Raw genomic sequence first — 19794 nt, 5'->3', positions numbered from 1 at the left:
TAATTAGTGTCATAAAAATTCATTAAAATTGAACATTCAAAAAAATTTCTTTTAAACCAATCACTACAGTGATTGTTTTAGAACACTACCTCAAAAGAATTTATTATTTTATTATGCGTCAAATTGTTGTAATTTTCATTTTATTGATCATTGGCAATGAGAGCTTTGCTCAAACCAATTCAATATTAGATGCATACTTAAAAAATAAAGCAAATGCTTTTTTAACGGTAAATGGCTTGACATTGACCCCTGATGTGACCACGGGCTCCATTTCGATTTCAGACACAAAAACTCAAAACCCTAATTTACAAATGACTTCCCTCGGGGGAGGCGGCACTCTTTCTCCTAGTTTTCCTTTATATGTTGAAGGCACGCTAGCCTTGAATCGATACGATCCATCCTTTGTGAATAGTGCAGGAGGTGTTGCTCAGCTGATTCCTGTTAAGTGGAATAGTATTTCAGGCACTGGTGGGATTGGCTGGGATTTCCAACTGATGGATAAGCTGAAGTTTAGACCAATGGCCAACCTTTCTCTAGGACACGTAGAAAGCGACTTATCCATTTTATCTAGACTGATTCAATATAAATTAGGGAAAGATTTTGATTTTCTAGATGGTGGTAGGCTCAATTCTTATGGCTTAGGCGGCTCTATCATGTTGGATTATGAAGACTATCGTCCTGAAGAAGAGATTGATATCGAACTGCGTTACACCAATATTAACTTAACGAGTTTTAATAGTAATGCCGTGGTCATGGGTAATTTAGACGCCCAATCAATTAGTCTATGGGCTAGACGCAGAGTTCCTTTGGGCTATCAGGTGTGGGGGATGCCCTTCAGATCCGTTACAGAATTTTCACATAACGAATTTCTTGGTGATATGCGCGGCGCTCTTGGTTTTAACTTTCTGACTTCTTTGGGGGCTGGACTTGAACTGGATATCGAACAAAAAGCGATATTTTTTACTCGCGCAAGAATGATGTTACGTTACGTATTTGGTGAAAATGTCCAAGGCTGGTCACTGGGTTTTGCAGCTAGCTTTTAGCTGGGGGTAATTCCTGCAGCCTTAACCACCTTACTCCATCGATCAATCTCTGATCGAATAAAATTAGCAAACTCTTCTGGCGAATCTAACTCGACATTTGCTCCCGATTTTTTTACTTCCTCTCGCGCTGCAGCAGGTCCAAAAGTATCTTGAACACCCTTATTTAAAATAGCAATAATCTCTTTGGGAGTTCCAGCTTTTGCCACGACACCATACCACTGGGTTGCTTCAAAGCCCTTCAATTCTGGAATGCCAGACTCAGCAATTGTTGGTAATTTAGGTAAAGAGTCAATTCGTTTGCTACTAGAGACCGCAATTGGATTTACTTTTTCAGCCTCTATAAAGGGCATTAATGGAGGGGATCCTGTCATGATCATATCCACCTGCCCACCAATGACATCCGTTACAGCGGGTGAGGTTCCTTTATAAGGGATATGAATTACATCAATCCCGGTTTGTAATTTAAAGTATTCCATCGCAATATGCGCAGCACTCCCGTTTCCGCCGGAACTATACGATAACTTACCGGGACGTGCTTTGGCATATTGAATTAATTCCGCAACTGTTTTAACAGGAATTTTCGAGTTCACAACAAGCACGTTAGTAACTTGAGCTATTTTAGAAATTGGGGCAATATCTTTACGTGGGTCATAAGATAAGTTTTTAAACAAAGGCACGTTCACCGCTAAATTACCGATATTCCCCAAATAAATCGTGTAGCCATCGGCAGGAGCTTTGAGCATTACGTCCATCGCAATTTGACCACTAGCACCTGGCTTGTTTTCAATAATGACGGGTTGCTTGTAAATTTCGGTTAGTTTATTACCCAACATTCTTGCAAAAATATCTGTCGATCCACCTGGCGTATAGGGCACTAATAAGCGAATGGGTTTATTAGGATATGTATTTTGGCTCAATCCAGTCGCAGCGTATGTCAGCATTAAAATGGGGATTAATTTCTGGAAGATATTTTTTATCATGGTGCTTAAACGATTTAATTGAAATCTCATGATAAAGGTTCAAAAAAATATTACAAGAGGGCAATCCCTTTACTAAGGACTTAACAAATAAGTTTCCTGATTTTGAATGTTTAATGAATCAGCAACCGATACAAAATGATTGCGGTTCTTTCCTTTAGAGACTTGACTGGATGTGGTTTCGAACAATCGGATAGATATACTTTTCCCAACGTTTGCCATTAAAAACACCATAATGACCTACCCCTGCTTGGAGATGATGTGACTTACGGTAAGCGGGTAGTAAGGCACAGAGATCTTGTGCGGCTAGGGTTTGACCAATTCCACAAATATCATCTCTCTCGCCCTCAATCGTTAATAAAAAAGGTTTCTTAATTGCTCTTAGATTAACAATACGGCCTTGGCATTCCAAGATACCTTTAGGTAATTCAGTTTTTTGAAATATTTTTTCTACGGTTTCTAGATAAAAATTCTCCGATAAGTCCATTACGGCGAAATACTCTTCATAAAAATCAGCAATTACTTGGGCTTCTTCATTTTTACCTTGAACGCGAAGTTTGTAGAGTTTTTTAAAGGTTTCTTGATGACGGTTGAGATTCATATTCATAAATGCTGTCAGTTGTGTCACACCTGGATAGACTCGACGACCTTTACCTAAACATTGATAAGGAACACTCTCAATCAACTTATTTTTAAACCAGGTGATAGGTTTTTGGATAGCTAATTGATTTACCTTCGTTGGGTTCATTCGAACATCAATCGGACCTGCCATGAGAATCAAAGAAGCAGGTGTTAACGCACTTCGATCTTCCGACAATATTGCAGTTGCAACGAGTGCAGCTACGGTAGGCTGACAAACTGCCATTAAATGGGTATCCTCCCCGATAAATCCTAAAAATTGAATGATGTGATCAACATAACTATCAAAATTAAAGTCCCCATCTACCAGTGGTACTTCTCTAATATTTATCCAATCAGTAATGTATACCTCATGATCTTTTAAAAGAGTTTTCAAAGTCCCTTTTAGAAGCGTTGCAAAGTGCCCTGACATCGGCGTGACAAGTAAAACTTTTGGCTCACCGACTACTCCTTCTTTTTTAAAATGTAATAAATTACAAAAAGCAGTCTTGACAGCAAGATGTTCTTCAATTTTTTTTTCATTTTCGTCGGAATCGAAAATAAATTGAATATTAAATTCAGGACGGTTATGAGTAAACCCCATTAGTGATATTTGTTCATTAATGGCTTTAATATTTTGTAAAGACTTAGGAATAAACCTATCAAAATAATGATCTAATGCGTTGTTTTGTTCTTTGGCGGCCCATCTCAATGGGTCTACGAAATTAGCAAAATTTTGATAGGTTTGATACATCATATAGTTGTCCTAATTTTTACCACGGCGTAACTGGAGGAACATCGCATGGGCCTTCAGTTGGAATTGAGCTGAAATCTGCTGGTCCTACAATTTCTAAATACTCCATATCAGGCGAGTAATCAAATAAATAATGCACAATGCCAGGGGCTTGGTGAACACAATCGCCAGCAGACACCAAGGTGACTTTATCTTCATACATGAACTTGGCCCAGCCTTTCATCATAATTACGATTTGAAAATCCGCCACATGGTAGTGCCAACCCGTACCATCCTTAGGGGGCAAATTAGCTTTGACAAGATGAGCGATCACTTTGCCCTGTGTCGCCTTAGCCACCCCTAAATCTCGATATAAAAAAAAGTCGCGTAAACCGTCTGGCAGGTACTTTGTATCGCCTGGTTTATTATGAGAAAAATCTGTTGTTTTTTCAAAAGCAGTAATGTTATTCATGATTAAAACTCCACGTCTAGTTCTTCAATGTCATCGGGTTCTTGAAGGGCGCCCATCACCCATTCCTGCATCTGCGGCATCCCTAAAATCGTATTACTGTACTGCAGACACTTCCCTGACAATGGAATATTGTAGGTTTGGAATCTTGTCACAACAGGTGCAAACATTGCATCTGCGATGGTTGGATTTTTACCAAATAAGAAGGGGCCCTTATACAAGGTTAGACATTCCTCCCAAATGCTAAAAATACGTTGAATATCTTGCTGGGCTTTTGACCATACTTTAAAGTTTGACAATTTCACTTTTAAGTTCATCGGTAATGAAGCACGAAGAGAAGCAAAGCCAGAATGCATTTCACCTGAAATCGATCGACAATGAACTCTTTGCTTCATATTAATTGGCAGTAACTTTGCCTGAGGACATATTTCATTGAGATACTCACCGATTGCTAAGGTATCCCAAATCTTTAAGCCTTGATGATCTAACCTTGGGACAAGAATGGACGGAGATAGTAACAAAAGTTCTGCACGATTTTCTATGCTATCTGATTGAACTTGTACTTCCTCAAAAGATAAGCCTGATAACTTCACCATTAACCAACCTCTTAGTGACCATGAAGAATAGTTCTTACTACTAATTGTTAAGGTTGTTTTATTTGTCTTCGTTGCCATAATTTCCACCGATTTAATTAGACATATAACAATTACAGTCTAGTAGTGAAAAATTGAGCCCAAAAAAGATAAGCACTTGATGAGTGCAAAATAAGAAAGAATATCTAACAATAAGTTAACTTTTGGGGAATGTTAAAAATAATTTTTATTTTAAAGCTAATTTTAGAAAAATTAGTCGTGCACCAAAGGATTCCAACAAGCAACTTGCGTTTGCTCTATAAGCAATAAATCCGGAGCAACGAGTTCACATTGTTTATTTAAGTAGGAACACCGTTTAGCAAATGAGCAACCCTTGATATTCTCTCCCACATGAGGGGGAGATCCTGGGATTGCTAACAATGACTTACCCTTCGATTCAAAGGTAACAACGGAATTAAATAGTCCCTCAGTATAGGGATGAAACGGACTTGCTAAGATTGTGTTCAGTTGTGCTTTCTCAACAATTTTGCCCGCATACATGACAGCAATTTGGTCTGCTAACTCTGTAGCCGCACCAATATCATGCGTTACAAAAATGAGGGCCATATTTAATTCTTTTTGTAACTCTTTTAGCAACAATAAAATTTGCATTTGCACTGTTGCATCTAGTGCCGTAGTGGGTTCGTCGGCTAACAGAATTTTGGGGTGGCAAGCAAGTGCTAAAGCAATCATAGCTCTTTGGCGCATACCTCCGGAAAGTTCATGTGGATATGCCTTAAAGCGCTGCTTAGCTTGAGGAATTTTAACCATATCCAATAAATCAAGAGCACGTTTTTGGGCATCTTGATAAGAAATAGATTCATGGGCTCTAATCATTTCGACAATTTGATATCCGATGGTGTAAACCGGATCAAAAGCTGCACCTGATTCTTGAAAAACCATTGATACAGCTTTACCGCGATAGTCATTCAATTCTTTTTTATTGAATTCGAGGACGTTTTTTCCTTCAAAAAGAATCTCTCCAGAAATAGCAGTACTTCTTTCCTCATACAGTCTCAATAAAGCTCTGAGTGTAACGCTTTTGCCAGAGCCAGATTCTCCCAGCAAAACGAGTGACTGCTTCTCATGTAGCTCAAAACTTAAACCATTTAATACTCTCGTCAGTTTTTGATCTTTAAGAAAATCTAAATGAAGTTGATGAACTTTTAACAGGGGTATATTTTTCATCGATATCACTCCTTACCTTGTTCAGGATGAGCTAAGTGGCAGGCAACCCAATAATCTTGATGGGGATTAACAGCCTGCAAGACAGGTTCCTTTAGACAAACTTCTTGAGCCTGCGGACATCGTGTTCTAAATTTGCAACCACTTGGTAAATGAATTGGATTAGGTGGATCTCCTGACAAAATAATTTTTTCCACACCATTGATTTTTTTATATTCAGGTACCGAGGAGAATAATGCTTTTGTGTAGGGATGCCTTGGCTTTTCAAATATTTTATCGGAAGGCCCATATTCGACAATTTGTCCCAGATACATGACAATCAATCGGTCACTAATGTAATTGACAACCTGTAAATCATGGGAGATAAATAAAAAAGTCAGCTTACTTTCTTTTTTTAACTCAATCAATAAATTTAAAATTTGTGCTTGGACTGATTTATCTAATGCCGCGACTGACTCGTCAAGAATTAGCATCTTGGGATTGAAAGCTAAAGCTCGAGCAATGTTCACTCGTTGACGTTGTCCACCAGAGAGTTCACTTGGATAGCGATTACCGAATTGATTCGCATCAAGACCAACTCGACTCAGTAATTGAATCGCTAATTGCCTAGCATCTTCATGACTCATACCGTGCATTGTTGGACCGAAGGCAATTGCTTCTTCAATCGTAAGTCTAGGATTTAAAGAAGAATAAGAATCCTGAAAAACCATTTGTAAATTTTTTTTCAGATTTTTGAGCGAAATTCCACGAATTTCATTAACCCCTTGACCATCAAAAATTAAATTTCCTGCATCATGTTTTAATAAGCCAGAAATCAACTTGGCAAGCGTAGATTTACCACAACCTGACTCACCAACGATGCCAAGAGTTTCACCTTTTTTTAATTCAAAACTAACGCCATTCAATGCATGAACATATTTTTTCTCTTTTGAAAAAAATGAACCTTTTATTGGAAATCGTTTATAAAGCTGGTCAATAATCAAGAGCGGTTGATTAACCCCACCCAAATCTGGATCTTGAACAATATTCACTTGATTATTCATCATGATTTTTTCGACATCGCTTGACGGAATGCATCTGAGAGTAAATTAAAGGCAATCGAGGTAATAAAAAGCCAAATCCCCGGCAAGGCAGATAAAAACGGTTTGGTATAGATGGCTGGCCTTAAAGTGTTGAGCATTAAACCCCACTCGGGTTCAGGGGGTTTTACTCCTAATCCTAAGAAAGATAATCCGGAAGCTAAGATCATACAAACACTAATAAGACTCGTCGCGTAGACAAAAATAGGACCAACTACATTACTCAGGAGATGAACCCGAATAATTGTCAATGAACTAGCGCCACTCATTCTTGCAGCATCAATGTATTCCATATTTCTAATTTGAGTAGCTGCACTTTCCGCAACACGAACAATCTGCGGTGTAAAAACAACCGTCAAAGCAATAATGCTATTCATTATTCCAGGGCCCATTGCCCCGGAAATCGCCACGGCAAGGAGAACAGATGGAAAAGCATAAAAGATATCTAAGGTTCTCATTACAAAAGTGTTGATCTTGCCACCAACAAAACCGCTGACTAAACCAATGGTAGTGCCTATCACAAACGCTAAAAAAATCGGCGTAAACCCAATTAAAAGTGTCATACGTCCACCGTAAATTAACCGAGTTAACATATCTCGGCCTAGCTCATCAGTACCCAGCAGATGTCCAGGGGAACCAATATCAAGAAGTCTAGCGCTCATAGAACCTTGATAAGGTCCATATGAACAGATCCATGGGGCAAATATCGCTGATGCAAAAATGACTATGAGAATAAAACCACTAATCCAGGCTGAACGATCTTTCAAAAAAATAGTCAATACATCTCGCCAATAAGTTTTTCTTCTAGGCACGTTAGATATTCCTATTGAATTCATGACTAGGACCTCATAATCCGTGGATCTAAAATAGATTGAAGAATATCAATGACTAAATTTAGTATCACAAAGAACATACAAAGAATGAGAACGATGCCCTGAAGTAAAGGGAAATCTCGTTGAAAGATCGCTATGTTGAGCAAAAATCCAGTACCAGGCCAAGAAAAAACGGTTTCTATGAGGATAGAACCACCCATCAAATACCCAATTTGAAGACCAACTACAGCCAATACCATGGGTAAAGCATTTCTAATCACGTGTTTTAATACGGTCATATCTGTTAAACCACGGGCACGAAGAGAAACCAGAAACTCTCTAGCTAAAATCTCGGCAACGATGGATTTAACACTTCGGGTAATAATGCCAGTAGGAATGACTGCCATCGTAATTGCTGGCAACAACATAAATTTAATGTGTTCAAAGTCCCAGTAAAAAGCTCCGCTATCAGGTCCAGCCCCCATAGATGGAAGCCAACCCAACCATACTGAAAAAACAATCGTTAACACTAAACCTAACCAGTAGTGCGGAACACTAATACCGATGAGCGATAAAAAAGTGGCAATTCGATCAAGCCATGAGTTTTGATAAAAACCAGCAACTCCACCCAAAAAAAATCCTAAACCAACTCCCAAAAAACTTGCAATTAAAGCAATCGAAAGAGTATGTGAAAAAGCTGTCAGGATCTCGCCCAAAACTGGTCGCCCCGATGCGATTGATACTCCTAAATCGCCAGTAACTGCCTTCTTTAACCACAGCAAATATTGAACAGGAACTGGGCGATCTAAGCCATAACTAATTTTCAATGCCTGGACAACCTCTTCAGGTGCATCTGCAGGAGCTATGGCACTAATTGGATCTCCAGGTGCCATAAAAACGAGAGCGAAAGTTAAAATCGATACACCAAGAATGATGGGTACAGAGTATAAAATTCGCTTCAAAACATATAAAAACATCTGTTACATCTTAATTGTAGTGAGATCTTGAAACCAATGCTGCGCTTGTGTGTAGTTTTTCACTTTGGGCGATAACATGTGTGGATTTGTGTCATGCACCACCCAAACCATCAAGGCATCATTCACCATCGCTTCATGCACTTTAGCCAAATAACCATCCTGTTTTTTAGTGTCATAGGTAGACCTGATCTGCATAATTAAATCATCAATAATTGGATTAGCATACCCGCCCCAGTTCACGCCATTAGGTGCGATATATTTACTGTCCATGAACCGTACTAATGCATAAAATGGATCAGCAGTTACATAACCGAGGTTGATCGCTGTGATCCCTTTTCCAGCATTCAATGGATCTGCTGACCCTTTTCTCCAATGTAAATAAAGATTTTCTAGCTCTACTACCTCAAACTCAATGTTGATGCCAATTTCAGCTAAGCTTTGTTGCATAAATTCATTCATTGGCAACGATAACATCTGCCCTGTACCACCTTTGGCAATAATGACTTTTGCTTTGACAGGTCGGTCTTTGGAATAACCAGCTTGCTTCATGAGTGCTTTTGCCGCAGCCAAATCGTATTTGATTTCGAAGTTGGGTTTGCCAAACCAAGGGTTAGTTTTATCTACTTGCCCAAAGGCTGGTTGAGCCAAACCATTCATTAAAGCAACGACTGCATTTCGATCAATAGCTAAATTCGCTGCTTTTCTAACTCGAATATCTAACCAAGGTGAACCGAGTTGAGTACTGAAATGATAGGGCCACACATGAGGAGTTACGTTTTGAACCAATTTAAAACCTGAAGACTTTAATTTTTCAACAGAATCCGGTGGTGGACTTTCAATCATGTCTACCTGCCCGTTCATCAAAGCATTAACTCGGGTTAAGGCATCCGGAATTGTCATTAAAATGACGCGATCTGTTTGGGCAAGTCTTGTTTTATCCCAATAATCGTTAAACTTTACCAACTCTGCACGCTCACGTGGAACAAGTTTATCTAGTTTAAAAGGACCCGTTCCAGAGGGTTCGTAAGAAAATTTATTCCAATCTTTAGTCTTAGACCATTGAGTAGGACTAGAGATTAAAAACCATGGCAGCTGATAAGGAAACAAGGCATCTTCAACTTTAGTAACGATATCAATATGAGAGTCGTCAACTTTTTTGTAACTTGCTATGGAAGGTATTCTTGGCTTTACTTGTGCAGCTTGCTTAGCATCGTATTGTTCTGACTTATCATTGAGAACTTTTTCTAAGTTCCAAAATACTGCTTCTGCATCAAAGGAAGAACCATCATGAAATTTGACCCCTTTACGCAAAGTAAAATGCCAAACTTTTTTATCCTTATCGTCTACTTTCCAGTCAGTGGCTAGGCCCTTGATTAGTTTACCGGGACGATTAGAAATATTAGCTTCCCAAGCAATTAATGGATCATAAATAGTGTGACCAGTAAATTGATAACCACCTGCACCCTCATTAGGTTGTCCTGATGTTAATGGAATGTCTGCCATAGAAATACCATAACGAACAACCGTTTCGGCTGAAGATTGTTGGCTTACCAACAAGCCACATAATCCGACCATCACTAATTTCAGGATCAAAGATTTTTTTGACATTAGATTCATTGAAATTTCCCATTTGAGTTTTCAAAATCTAATTATCAGTAATGCTAATCTATCAAGGATAAGGCATCTCCCCAGAACTGGGCTTATGATTTCGAATGAAACATGAAAACACCGCAATGGTGCATTAGGGAGGATCCGTTAGAGATTCAAGCCATTTACTTATTAATAGAATTCACAATATCGGGAATAGTATGGCCTGCAAGAATTTTTCGGCTTAAATCATCTTCAAGACGAGCTTTTTTTTGGGCTAAAAGTAATACTTCCTCAACATATATTCTAGGCACAAAACAAACTCCTGACTCATCAGCTACTACTAGATCACCGGGATTGACAAGTACATTACAAATGTAAACAGGCCCGTTGATCTCTTCAGATTGAACCCGCCACTTTCCGGTTATGGGAGTAACCCCTTTAGACCAAATAGGATAATCAACGGCTTTAAAGTCGGCCACATCCCGCACTACGCCATCTACTATTGCCCCTAGTTCACCTTGGCGCTTACCCATGCGTCCACCGACGCCACCCATATTCGAGGCAGTTTGTACACCTTGAATCACTAAAACATCACCTTTTTGAGCCAAATTATGGCATTCCGCTTCTGCCATTAAGTTCTTTTTTCCCTTCACAATCTCTGTAAAGTCTCCTTGCCGTTCAATATTTTTCAAGGTTAAAGCAATGCCAACAAGGTGCCTTCCAGGAATGATGCACTTCAGAACTGATCCAGGAATAGCTCCTGGTATTCCTAACTCATCCAAGGCGTCAGAAACTGCACAGGTACAATCTCCCAAAGCATGAAACGCATTCAAAATGTCTTCATGAATACGTGGAGTTTCGATTAATTTAATTTTCTGGGGATCAATTTTTCCAGTCAATTGTTTGGGTTGTGAACTCACTTAAGACTCCTGTGGTGTTAGGGGAGTTCTTAATTCAGGATGCTGTGCGAGATACTCAATTAATAGCCCTTTTAAACCCTCTTTCTCAATCATATTTTTGACACCTTGATCCATCCCAGAAAAAGACATAGAGGTATTTTGCGAAAGATTCAAAACCTTGCCAGTTAGATAATTCACTTCTAATTCATCTCCGTTATTGACCTGTTGAGTGATACCATAACACTGCGTTAAGCAAGGAATAGCAGTTGCTACAACTCCCTGGAAAGCCCTTACTCCCATGGATTCACATAAGATAGTTAGATTCAGGTACTTCATGGCAATTAAGCCAGTATTGTGAGCCTTGCCCGCTAAAAAATTCTTCCCACCTACAATAATGTCGCCGGGTTGAATTCTTTGAATCAATTCGGGATCAATTTGAGCAAATAGTTGAGGCATTATTTTTTCAGGATCCGTTATACGTGCAGTCACCATCTCAAAGGCAATCACTCCACCATCATGGGGTACATCATCACCTAATACATGAGCTTTTCCTCTAACAAGCCATTCCATCTTTACCCTTTCAACTTTTGTAACTCTCTGGGATCTTGAATAAACCCAGCCATTGCTGAAGCAACAACGGTTAAGGGGCTCGCCAAATAACATTCTGCCTCTGTCGACCCCATTCGGCCAGCACCATTAGTTGCAGCTGTAGAAATTGAAACCTCTCCAGGCCCAAGAGGTCCCCCTACTCCACCCGCACAGGGACCACAACCTGGTGGGAGCATTATGGCCCCAGCATCTAGCAAAATATTAGACAATCCAGAATCAGCTAATTGCTTTGCAACTTTGACCGTACCAGGAACTAAAATCATCCGAACATGTTCTGCAATTTGATGATTTTTTAAAAGTTTTGCAGCCAATTGAAAGTCATCAAACATTCCAGAACCACAGGCTCCAATATAAGCATGATCAACTTTTCTGCCGATGACCTGAGAGATATCCACGGCATTATCAGGTGCTCCAGGTAATGAAACTTGAGGCTCAATTTGCGCGATATCGATCTGAAGAATATTTTCGTAGTTCGCATCTAGATCACTTTTAACAGCGGCAGGATTTTCTCTTACCATTTGATCGGTTGGCTCAAACATAACATTTGCTACGCCAATTTCAGTCAGCGTATTACAAAGAGCTACCTTATAGGAAAGCGGCATTCTTTGAATCGCTTCACCTGCAAATTCAATAATCCGATAATCATATTCGACATCAAATTCTTTAGCTGTCAATTTAGAGCTTAACCAAAACCCTAAATCTCTAGGATGAACACCCGAGGAATAATCGCCCACTAATTCAATTCTTAAAGTCGGTGGCACAATCAACCAATTGGTACCAGTTGCCAGCACTGCTGTAATATCAGGGCCCGCTCTTTGGGCAAAAGCGCCCACAGCACCAAAATTTGTACAGTGCATATCGTAAGCAAATAAAAACATTCCAGGTCTTACGAGCCCACTTTCCATTGGAAAAATATGTCCATGCCCACCTCTACCAGCGTCAAAAAAATGTCCTACTTGCCATTTTTTTGCGATTTGTCGATTCGCACTTGCTTGAGCAATTGATTTTGGGGTGGTATAAATGACTTGGTGATCCGTTACAAACATAACCCGTTCTGGGTTAGTTATTCTCTGATAGCCTAGACCATCAAGTTGTTGAAAAGCAGTTTGTATAAATCCATCATGCAGAATAACTAGTTCGGGATCTGGATAAATAATATCTCCCGGTGAAACCAGATTCCGATGCGCAGCCTTTGCTAAAATTTTTTCGCTGAGATTAGCGCCCATCTTATTCGACCTTAATTTTTGCTAGTTTGGCGCTTCTTGACCATTTATCTGTTTCAGTCTTGATAAAACTTTTAAATTGTTCTGGTGAACCGGGCCTTGCTTCAAAACCTTGTTGCTCCATAATCACTTTGGTCGAAGGTAGATTCAAAAATTTATTTAACTCGAAATTAAGTTTTTGAATCACATACTGGGGCGTACCAGTCGGCACTAATAACCCATTCCAATCCACCACTTCAAAATCAGTTAAGCCCATTGAGTCTAAAGTTTTCACTCCAGGATATTGAGGAACAGGCTTTTTTGATGTCACACCAAGGGCAATCAATTTACCAGCTTTAACAAAAGGTAAGGTTGGTGATAGACCTGAAAAACTAAAATCAATTTCACCGGAAACCAGAGCGGTCGTTGCTGGTCCAGCTCCCTTATAAGGGATGTGAGTAGTTTTAATATTTGCTGTTAAGTTAAATAGTTCACTCGCCATATGCGCAGCACTACCGCTTCCGGCAGTACCAAAAGTTTCTTTATCTGGATCGGCCTTTGCTCTACGAATCAAATCATCCATAGATTTAATACCAGTTTTAGGAGCTGTCACTAATACCAAAGGTGTCACCACGGATAAGCCAACTGGCTCAAAATCCTTCATTGTGTCGTAGGGTAATTTTTCATAAATAGCTGGATTAATGGTTAAAGCACCAATATGACCGACTAAAACGGTATATCCATCAGGAGAAGACTTCGCCACGAAATCAGTACCAATCCCCCCACCTGCACCTGCTTTATTTTCGACAATAACACTTTGACCAAGTTGTTCAGTGAGTCCTGTTGCAACAATTCTAGCGGCGATATCCGTATTACCGCCAGGTGCAAATGGGACGATAAATTTAATCGGTTTATTAGGATAAGACGATTGATCTGCAGCACAAGCAGCTCCTGCATTCAAACAAAGAAAGAAAGAAATTATTTTTAATGCTTTCTTAAATTTAGCCATTACTTTGTCTCTAAACGGTAGTCATTATTATTAAAAGAATTTTACTCTCGTTTTTAGGGCATTTAATCTAATTTCTATTTGAATGAATTGGTATGACAAAAACAATCTTTGAGTTTTGTCTCATAATAAACATTCCTTGAATTCATCTAAAAACTCATGACAAACAAAAAAATAGGCATTATTGGAGCTGGTATCGCCGGACTATCTTGTGCAAAACAATTACTCAATGCTGGTTTTGAAGTACAGATATTTGATAAAAGTCGTGGTGTTGGTGGACGAATGAGTCACCGTGTATTTGATCAATGGCACGCAGATCATGGAGCACAATACTTTACTGCTACCCATCCTCAATTCGTCGAAGAGCTCCAAGAGTGGATCTTACATGGAGTTGCGCAAGAATGGCATGCGAAAATTGTTAATTTTTGTGATGGTCAATTCTCTGAGAAAAAACATCAAATCAAGCGCTATGTCGGCGTTCCAGCGATGACAGCACCAGCAAAGTTTTTAGCGAAGAATATGTCGGTATTTCTGTCTCAGACAATCACTGAGATTAGAAAAAATCAAAAAAAATGGCAACTCGTCTCCGAAGAGTCTGGGGTACTAACTGACGAGTTTGATTATTTGGTTTTTGCCATCCCGCCCATCCAAGCAAAAAAAATCATTAGTCAGCAATCTGACTCATTAAGTTTAATATGCGAGCAAGCCAATATGCTCCCATGTTGGACCTTACTAGCCTATTTTAAGGAACCCTTAGGCCTAGACTTTGATGCTGCCTTGGTTCAAGATAATATCTTCTCGTGGATTGCACGTGATAATTCAAAACCGAGTCGAGTCAACTCGCATGCATGGGTAGCTCAAGCAAATCCAGATTGGTCTTTAAAACAGATTAATTTAAATAAATTGGAAGCTGAAAAAATTCTTCTTCAAGAATTTGAAAAGATCAGTGGTGTTGCTAGCGATTTCAATCAAATTCAATTGTGGCGTTATGCCAAACTAGAAACTCCTAATACGCAAAATTTTGCCATTGACGAAAATATGCAACTTGCACTTTGTGGCGATTGGTTACGCAATTCAAAAGTAGAGGACGCATGGCTCAGCGGCTACTTCTTAGGAAACAAGTTAAAGAAGACGTTAATACCCAGCGACTAGACCGTCTCTTCTAGAGTCACTTGCCGCGATATAGCCATCTTCTTGGTTGTCACTCAAGCGACCAATAAATTGTCCAGAACCAAAATCCATATAGGGGTCTTCAACACTCTTAATTTGATGACCCATTTGACTGAGCTCACTTGCAACTGTAGCGTTAAAGCTTGCTTCAATATCAAGCGTAAAGTCGCGGTTCACCTTCCATCGTGGCGCATCACAAGCCGCTTGAGGCTGTTGTTGATAATCCAACATTCTGATGACGGTTTGTAAATGACCTTGGGGTTGCATATCCCCACCCATTACACCAAAACTCATTTCTGGCACGGTAATACCGTTTACCTGCTTGGTAATAAACGCTGGAATAATGGTGTGAAATGGACGCTTACCACCAGCAACGACGTTTTCAGATTGAGGATCCATCGAAAAACCAAATCCACGATTTTGTAAACTGATGCCAAACTCAGGCACGACCACACCAGAGCCAAAGCCCATATAGTTACTTTGAATAAAAGAAACCATCATGCCTGACTCATCCGCACTCGTTAGATAAACAGTTCCACCAGTTGACGGTAAACCTGCAAGGGGCGTTTGCGCTTTTTTCAAATCAATTAACTTCGCACGTGACTTTAAATATTCGGGGTCTAGCATCTCAGAGGGTTTGACACGCATACTTCTGGGATCAGCAACATAAGCATAAACATCAGCAAAAGCTAATTTCATGGCCTCAATTTGAATGTGCTGACTCAAGGTACTATCGACCTCAAGCGCTGACATATCAAAATTCTCAACAATGCCCAGTGCAATCAAAGCGCCAATCCCTTGTCCATTAGGCGGAATCTCATGAACATCATAACCACGATAATTCTTTGAAATTAACTCTACCCAATCGGGTTGAAATTTTGCAAGATCCTCTTGCGTCATACTGCCACCGTGAGTCTGAGAATGCTTTGCGATGGCACTTGCAATTTCACCTTCATAAAAATCACGTAAGCCTGCGCGGCATAGTTGTCTGAAAGTCTTCGCCATTTCAGGCGCTTTAAATATTTCACCGACATTAGGAGCCCTGCCATTAGGCATAAAGAACTCTTTAAATCCAGGACCAGTAAGTAATTCAGGGATGGCAGCAGCCCATTTATGGGCCACAATCGGAGCTACAGCGTGCCCTCTTTCAGCAATTTCAATAGCGGGTTGCAAAATTGTCTCGAAAGAAAGACTACCGAATTTTTCATGCAATGTCATCCATCCAGCAATAGCTCCTGGAACAGTCACACTATCCCAGCCTCGTTTAGGACGCTTCGCTAAACCATTCCCCTCTTCACCATACTTATTTTTAAAATAATTTGGATTCCAACTCTGAGGTGAAACGCCTGAGGCATTCAAACCATGCAACTGCTGGCCATCCCAAATAATAGCGAACATATCACTACCTAAACCATTGGAGACGGGTTCAACCACCATTAACATGGCAGCCATCGCAATCGATGCATCCACCGCATTTCCACCTAATTGCATCATCTTTAAGCCGGCTTGGGAGGCGAGAGGATGCGAAGTTGTCGCCACATTTCTGGCAAACACGGGGATACGAGTAGAGGGATAATGGGCGTTCCACTGAAAATTCATAAGCGGCTTTCTAAGTTTTAATCGGCTTCGATACGTTGGTCTTTGATAATTTTAGCCCACTTGGCACGATCAGAAAGCATTTGGTCTTTGAATTGTGTAGCAGAACCACCACCAACCTCAGCACCATTACTTACCAATTGCTTAATCACTTCAGGATCTTTTAAGGTCTTGTTCAATGCCATATTTAACTTTTCTAATATTTGTGGTGGTAAATTTTTCGGACCATAAAATCCCCAAATATTTTCAGAGACAAAGTTCCCTAAATTATAGGCACCACCAATTTCCATCAGTGTTGGCACATTGGGTAACAACGGTGTTCTCTTGCGGCTTGTGACAGCTAAGACAGTTAACTTGCCATCCTGAATACTGGGTAATGCTGAAACAAGCGCATCAAACAAGACTTGTACTTTTCCTGAGATTAAATCAGGCATCGACAAGCTTGATCCTTTATAAGGAATATGCATCATGTGGGTTCCTGTGTCAGCATTAAACATCTCACCCGTTAAATGCATAATGGTGCCAGTACCTGCAGAAGAGTAATTTAACCCATCAGGATGAGCCTTAGCATAAGCGATAAACTCTGGTAAATTTTTGACGCCAATTTGTTTGGTTACCAAAAATACATGGGGCGATGTCGCTGCATGAATAATGGGGGTGAAGTCCGCATCATAGTCAAAGGGCACTTTTTTGCCGAGGGCTGCGCCAATAGCATGTGTACTGGATGAGGTAATTAATATGGTGTAACCGTCCGACTTTGCTTTGGCGACTAGATCACAGCCAATATTTCCGCCAGCTCCCGGGCGATTATCAACCACCACACTTTGCCCGAGTTGAGTTGAGAGCGACTTGGCAATAATCCTAGCAACAATATCCGTTGAACCACCAGCTGGGAAAGGTGTAATTAGTGTGATTGAGCGATTTGGATAATCAGTTCCTTGAGCACCGGTTAACTGGGAAAATAATGCAAGTACCGCAATTCCAACAGAACATATAAATTGATTAGTTTTCATAAACCCTCCTAGGATGATTCTAAAGTTCAATCCTAACAGAGGATGAAAAAATGCACCATGATGTTTCAAGATGCATTAGGAGTGGGAATGTGATCCCTTCATCAAAAGTCTAATAATTTGGAGGTACGTCATTCAATTACATTTTTGGATTCTTGTCTTGAACAATCTGGTCTTGGAAGTCTTTAAAAACCTTAATAGAACCAGATGTCGTTAAGTACCCTCTTTCACGATACAGTAAATTACCATCATCGAATTTCACAGGGCAGTGATTGTTTTGACAAATCATCGGATAAGGATCAAAAGATCGTACCTGATTCGCATTCAACATTTCATTCAATTGGCTTCTTAACTGAAAAAACTGTGGGGGAATATCCTTTACTGCTAACGAACAGCTTTCTCTTAATACCGGTCGGAATGGGGGCATTCCAACACACTCAATTGGATCAAAATTAATTTCAGGAGGTGAATAAATAAAAATGAGTTCTTTGCCATGAGCTCTTAATTCAAATATGGTTTGTTGAAGTTGCATTAATAAAAGGGTTGGATCAGCGATGTTGGACGTCCTCATTGCCAAAATAACCGTTTTGATATTTGGATCTTTTTGTATTCCTAGGATTAATTGATGCATCAATTCTGAGGATTCATTTTCTGGCTTGTCGGCGGAACCTAGAATGAAAGGCTTTTGCCCTGGCCATCCAATCATCGCAAAAGGTTTTCCTTCTAACGAATAACTAGCTGCTAAACCTTCATAATTATTGTGAGCAATACTATCTCCAATCAACAGAACTTCAACAGGATGTTCATTATCAGACGCCCGACAAAATTTAGGGGCATACTGTCCAAACTGTTTAAGGCAAGCCTGATCCACTTGAGGTGGACGACCACCAAAAGAATCTTTGATATGTTTCTCTCTAAAATTTAATCCATCTCTGGTATACACACTCCAACCTTGACTACCAACAAAAATCAAACTAATCAGGAGAATCAAAGTAATTTTTTTAGATCCATATCGAACGTAACGTTCTAAAAATCGATACGTAAGATAGGCTAAAACAACTGCAGCGAAAAGAAGTAAAAACTTATAAAAAGGGGTGAGCCTCCCGTTCGTCACAATTTGTCCAAAGGAGATTAAAGGCCAATGCCAAAGGTATAGGGGATAACTAATGATGCCTATGCCTACCATTACGGGGTTGCCTAAAACTTTTTTCGCCATCAACGAATTTTGGCTGAATAAAATAATACTTAAGGAAGCAAAAGTACATAAAAGTACTAACAAGACTGAGTGAGTTTGAAAACTAGGAGTCATGAAAGCTATCAGTAAAAAAATGGTAAAACTGAATAAAATGAAATAGTTTGAATACTTAAAACTCAATCGTTCATAAAACGAGGAATATTGTTGAATAAACAGTGCGCACATTGCCCCTATTTGAAATTCCCAAAAGCGATTAAATGAAAGATAAAAGGCGCCAATTGCATCTTTTTCTATAAAGAGAAGATTGAGCAGCAATGAAATACAGAATACGATCATCGTCACTTTAAAAACATTGAATTTGAATTGATAAGTGAGTAAAAGGATTAATGGCCAAAAAATATAGAATTGAATTTCTACCGATAGCGACCATAAATGAAGTAAGGGTTTGAGCATTGACTGGGTATCAAAATAGCCACTTTCTTGCCATAAAACAAAATTTAAGAAAAATCCAACCGCCGCAAAAATATGATTTCCAAGCGACGCAAACTCTTTTGAATAGAGTGCAAACCAACTAAATGCAAAGCAAGCAATGATGACTAAAATAAGAGCCGGAAATAAACGCTTGATGCGTCTACTTTAAAAAAGTAGGAGATTAAATTTACTTTTACTTAAGCCACTGGCAATCAAAGAAGTAATTAAAAAACCTGAAATAACAAAGAAAATATCAACCCCGAGAAATCCAACAGGAAAAAATTCAGGAAAAGCGTGATAAGCAATGACACTGAGAACAGCCACTGCTCTCAATCCATCGATTTCGGCACGATAAAATTCACTAACTTTATTCATAATGGGGTTTATATCGCTTTTTAACTGATAGTTAACAATAATTTTATGGCGCTATTCTGTTGATCCATAAGATGTACCATAGTACATAGATGTTTCAGCGTAAATATGAAGATTTGCACCAAAAAAATACCTTGTTTATTTTTAAT

General features: G+C 39.5%; 18 protein-coding genes and 1 pseudogene. 2 read left to right on the top strand and 17 right to left on the bottom strand.

The annotated features are described in order from the left end of the window. The first annotated feature begins 113 nt into the window (after window positions 1–113). Window positions 114–1043, top strand: a complete 930-nt coding sequence (locus AOC35_RS03645) for a hypothetical protein (RefSeq protein ID WP_108648694.1) — start codon at window positions 114–116, stop codon at window positions 1041–1043. Here AOC35_RS03645 and AOC35_RS03640 read toward each other — a convergent pair. The 13 genes from AOC35_RS03640 to AOC35_RS03580 form a co-directional block, all read right to left on the bottom strand. Next, window positions 1040–2023, bottom strand: a complete 984-nt coding sequence (locus AOC35_RS03640) for a Bug family tripartite tricarboxylate transporter substrate binding protein (RefSeq protein ID WP_108648693.1) — start codon at window positions 2021–2023, stop codon at window positions 1040–1042. The two genes, AOC35_RS03645 and AOC35_RS03640, sit on opposite strands and share 4 nt — an antisense overlap. 154 nt (window positions 2024–2177) lie before the next feature. Beyond that, window positions 2178–3395, bottom strand: coding sequence for a polyhydroxyalkanoate depolymerase (gene phaZ / locus AOC35_RS03635; RefSeq protein WP_108645819.1), 1218 nt, complete (start codon window positions 3393–3395; stop codon window positions 2178–2180). Between the two features lie 16 nt (window positions 3396–3411). Then, on the bottom strand, window positions 3412–3843 hold the full coding sequence (locus tag AOC35_RS03630; protein WP_108645818.1) for a cupin domain-containing protein: 432 nt from the start codon (window positions 3841–3843) through the stop codon (window positions 3412–3414). 2 nt (window positions 3844–3845) lie between these two features. Further along, entirely contained in the window at window positions 3846–4514 is a 669-nt protein-coding gene (locus AOC35_RS03625; protein WP_108645817.1) for a glutathione S-transferase family protein, read from the bottom strand. A gap of 171 nt (window positions 4515–4685) precedes the next feature. After that, window positions 4686–5660, bottom strand: coding sequence for an ABC transporter ATP-binding protein (locus AOC35_RS03620; protein WP_108645816.1), 975 nt, complete (start codon window positions 5658–5660; stop codon window positions 4686–4688). Between the two features lie 5 nt (window positions 5661–5665). Next, on the bottom strand, window positions 5666–6703 hold the full coding sequence (locus AOC35_RS03615) for an ABC transporter ATP-binding protein (protein ID WP_245898411.1): 1038 nt from the start codon (window positions 6701–6703) through the stop codon (window positions 5666–5668). Further along, the gene (locus tag AOC35_RS03610) at window positions 6700–7572 is read right to left on the bottom strand and encodes an ABC transporter permease (RefSeq protein ID WP_108645815.1); all 873 of its coding nucleotides are present in this window, start codon (window positions 7570–7572) and stop codon (window positions 6700–6702) included. The genes AOC35_RS03615 and AOC35_RS03610 overlap by 4 nt, the downstream gene beginning before the upstream one ends. A 2-nt stretch (window positions 7573–7574) precedes the next feature. Continuing rightward, a complete protein-coding gene (locus tag AOC35_RS03605; RefSeq protein WP_108645814.1) occupies window positions 7575–8525 on the bottom strand; it encodes an ABC transporter permease in 951 nt (316 codons plus the stop codon). 3 nt (window positions 8526–8528) lie between these two features. After that, the gene (locus AOC35_RS03600) at window positions 8529–10142 is read right to left on the bottom strand and encodes an ABC transporter substrate-binding protein (RefSeq protein ID WP_245898410.1); all 1614 of its coding nucleotides are present in this window, start codon (window positions 10140–10142) and stop codon (window positions 8529–8531) included. Window positions 10143–10297: 155 nt separating this feature from the next. Then, window positions 10298–11035 (bottom strand): RraA family protein, encoded by a 738-nt coding sequence (locus AOC35_RS03595; RefSeq protein WP_108645813.1) that lies wholly within the window; start codon window positions 11033–11035, stop codon window positions 10298–10300. Next, on the bottom strand, window positions 11036–11584 hold the full coding sequence (locus tag AOC35_RS03590; RefSeq protein WP_108645812.1) for a 3-isopropylmalate dehydratase small subunit: 549 nt from the start codon (window positions 11582–11584) through the stop codon (window positions 11036–11038). 2 nt (window positions 11585–11586) lie between these two features. Continuing rightward, window positions 11587–12849, bottom strand: coding sequence for a 3-isopropylmalate dehydratase large subunit (locus AOC35_RS03585; protein ID WP_108645811.1), 1263 nt, complete (start codon window positions 12847–12849; stop codon window positions 11587–11589). A gap of 1 nt (window position 12850) precedes the next feature. Next, on the bottom strand, window positions 12851–13834 hold the full coding sequence (locus AOC35_RS03580) for a Bug family tripartite tricarboxylate transporter substrate binding protein (RefSeq protein ID WP_108645810.1): 984 nt from the start codon (window positions 13832–13834) through the stop codon (window positions 12851–12853). Window positions 13835–13990: 156 nt separating this feature from the next. On the opposite strand from AOC35_RS03580, the gene AOC35_RS03575 reads away from it, so the two are divergent. Continuing rightward, window positions 13991–14983, top strand: coding sequence for an NAD(P)/FAD-dependent oxidoreductase (locus tag AOC35_RS03575; RefSeq protein ID WP_108645809.1), 993 nt, complete (start codon window positions 13991–13993; stop codon window positions 14981–14983). Here the strand turns inward: AOC35_RS03575 and AOC35_RS03570 are convergent. The 4 genes and pseudogenes from AOC35_RS03570 to AOC35_RS15715 form a co-directional block, all read right to left on the bottom strand. Further along, on the bottom strand, window positions 14966–16600 hold the full coding sequence (locus AOC35_RS03570) for a gamma-glutamyltransferase family protein (RefSeq protein WP_108645808.1): 1635 nt from the start codon (window positions 16598–16600) through the stop codon (window positions 14966–14968). The genes AOC35_RS03575 and AOC35_RS03570 overlap by 18 nt on opposite strands. A 17-nt stretch (window positions 16601–16617) precedes the next feature. Beyond that, window positions 16618–17610 (bottom strand): Bug family tripartite tricarboxylate transporter substrate binding protein, encoded by a 993-nt coding sequence (locus AOC35_RS03565; RefSeq protein WP_108645807.1) that lies wholly within the window; start codon window positions 17608–17610, stop codon window positions 16618–16620. 136 nt (window positions 17611–17746) lie between these two features. Then, on the bottom strand, window positions 17747–18478 hold the full coding sequence (locus AOC35_RS15720) for an SGNH hydrolase domain-containing protein (protein WP_245898549.1): 732 nt from the start codon (window positions 18476–18478) through the stop codon (window positions 17747–17749). A 177-nt stretch (window positions 18479–18655) separates the two neighbouring features. Next, window positions 18656–19648 (bottom strand): annotated as a pseudogene (locus AOC35_RS15715) (acyltransferase family protein); the annotation flags it as partial. Window positions 19649–19794 lie beyond the last annotated feature (146 nt).

The organism is Polynucleobacter rarus, from assembly GCF_003072505.1.
Lineage (GTDB): Bacteria > Pseudomonadota > Gammaproteobacteria > Burkholderiales > Burkholderiaceae > Polynucleobacter > Polynucleobacter rarus.
Note: the sequence above shows the minus strand (reverse complement) of the source record. Positions and strands in the feature narration are given on the sequence as shown.

What these genes read in the sequence shown, in the direction of transcription:
- AOC35_RS03645 (WP_108648694.1), top strand. Translation starts at nt 114, where the DNA reads ATGCGTCAAATTGTTGTAATTTTCATTTTATTGATCATTGGCAATGAG.
- AOC35_RS03640 (WP_108648693.1), bottom strand. Translation starts at nt 2,023, where the DNA reads ATGATAAAAAATATCTTCCAGAAATTAATCCCCATTTTAATGCTGACA.
- phaZ (WP_108645819.1), bottom strand. Translation starts at nt 3,395, where the DNA reads ATGATGTATCAAACCTATCAAAATTTTGCTAATTTCGTAGACCCATTG.
- AOC35_RS03630 (WP_108645818.1), bottom strand. Translation starts at nt 3,843, where the DNA reads ATGAATAACATTACTGCTTTTGAAAAAACAACAGATTTTTCTCATAAT.
- AOC35_RS03625 (WP_108645817.1), bottom strand. Translation starts at nt 4,514, where the DNA reads ATGGCAACGAAGACAAATAAAACAACCTTAACAATTAGTAGTAAGAAC.
- AOC35_RS03620 (WP_108645816.1), bottom strand. Translation starts at nt 5,660, where the DNA reads ATGAAAAATATACCCCTGTTAAAAGTTCATCAACTTCATTTAGATTTT.
- AOC35_RS03615 (WP_245898411.1), bottom strand. Translation starts at nt 6,703, where the DNA reads ATGATGAATAATCAAGTGAATATTGTTCAAGATCCAGATTTGGGTGGG.
- AOC35_RS03610 (WP_108645815.1), bottom strand. Translation starts at nt 7,572, where the DNA reads ATGAATTCAATAGGAATATCTAACGTGCCTAGAAGAAAAACTTATTGG.
- AOC35_RS03605 (WP_108645814.1), bottom strand. Translation starts at nt 8,525, where the DNA reads ATGTTTTTATATGTTTTGAAGCGAATTTTATACTCTGTACCCATCATT.
- AOC35_RS03600 (WP_245898410.1), bottom strand. Translation starts at nt 10,142, where the DNA reads ATGAATCTAATGTCAAAAAAATCTTTGATCCTGAAATTAGTGATGGTC.
- AOC35_RS03590 (WP_108645812.1), bottom strand. Translation starts at nt 11,584, where the DNA reads ATGGAATGGCTTGTTAGAGGAAAAGCTCATGTATTAGGTGATGATGTA.
- AOC35_RS03585 (WP_108645811.1), bottom strand. Translation starts at nt 12,849, where the DNA reads ATGGGCGCTAATCTCAGCGAAAAAATTTTAGCAAAGGCTGCGCATCGG.
- AOC35_RS03580 (WP_108645810.1), bottom strand. Translation starts at nt 13,834, where the DNA reads ATGGCTAAATTTAAGAAAGCATTAAAAATAATTTCTTTCTTTCTTTGT.
- AOC35_RS03575 (WP_108645809.1), top strand. Translation starts at nt 13,991, where the DNA reads ATGACAAACAAAAAAATAGGCATTATTGGAGCTGGTATCGCCGGACTA.
- AOC35_RS03570 (WP_108645808.1), bottom strand. Translation starts at nt 16,600, where the DNA reads ATGAATTTTCAGTGGAACGCCCATTATCCCTCTACTCGTATCCCCGTG.
- AOC35_RS03565 (WP_108645807.1), bottom strand. Translation starts at nt 17,610, where the DNA reads ATGAAAACTAATCAATTTATATGTTCTGTTGGAATTGCGGTACTTGCA.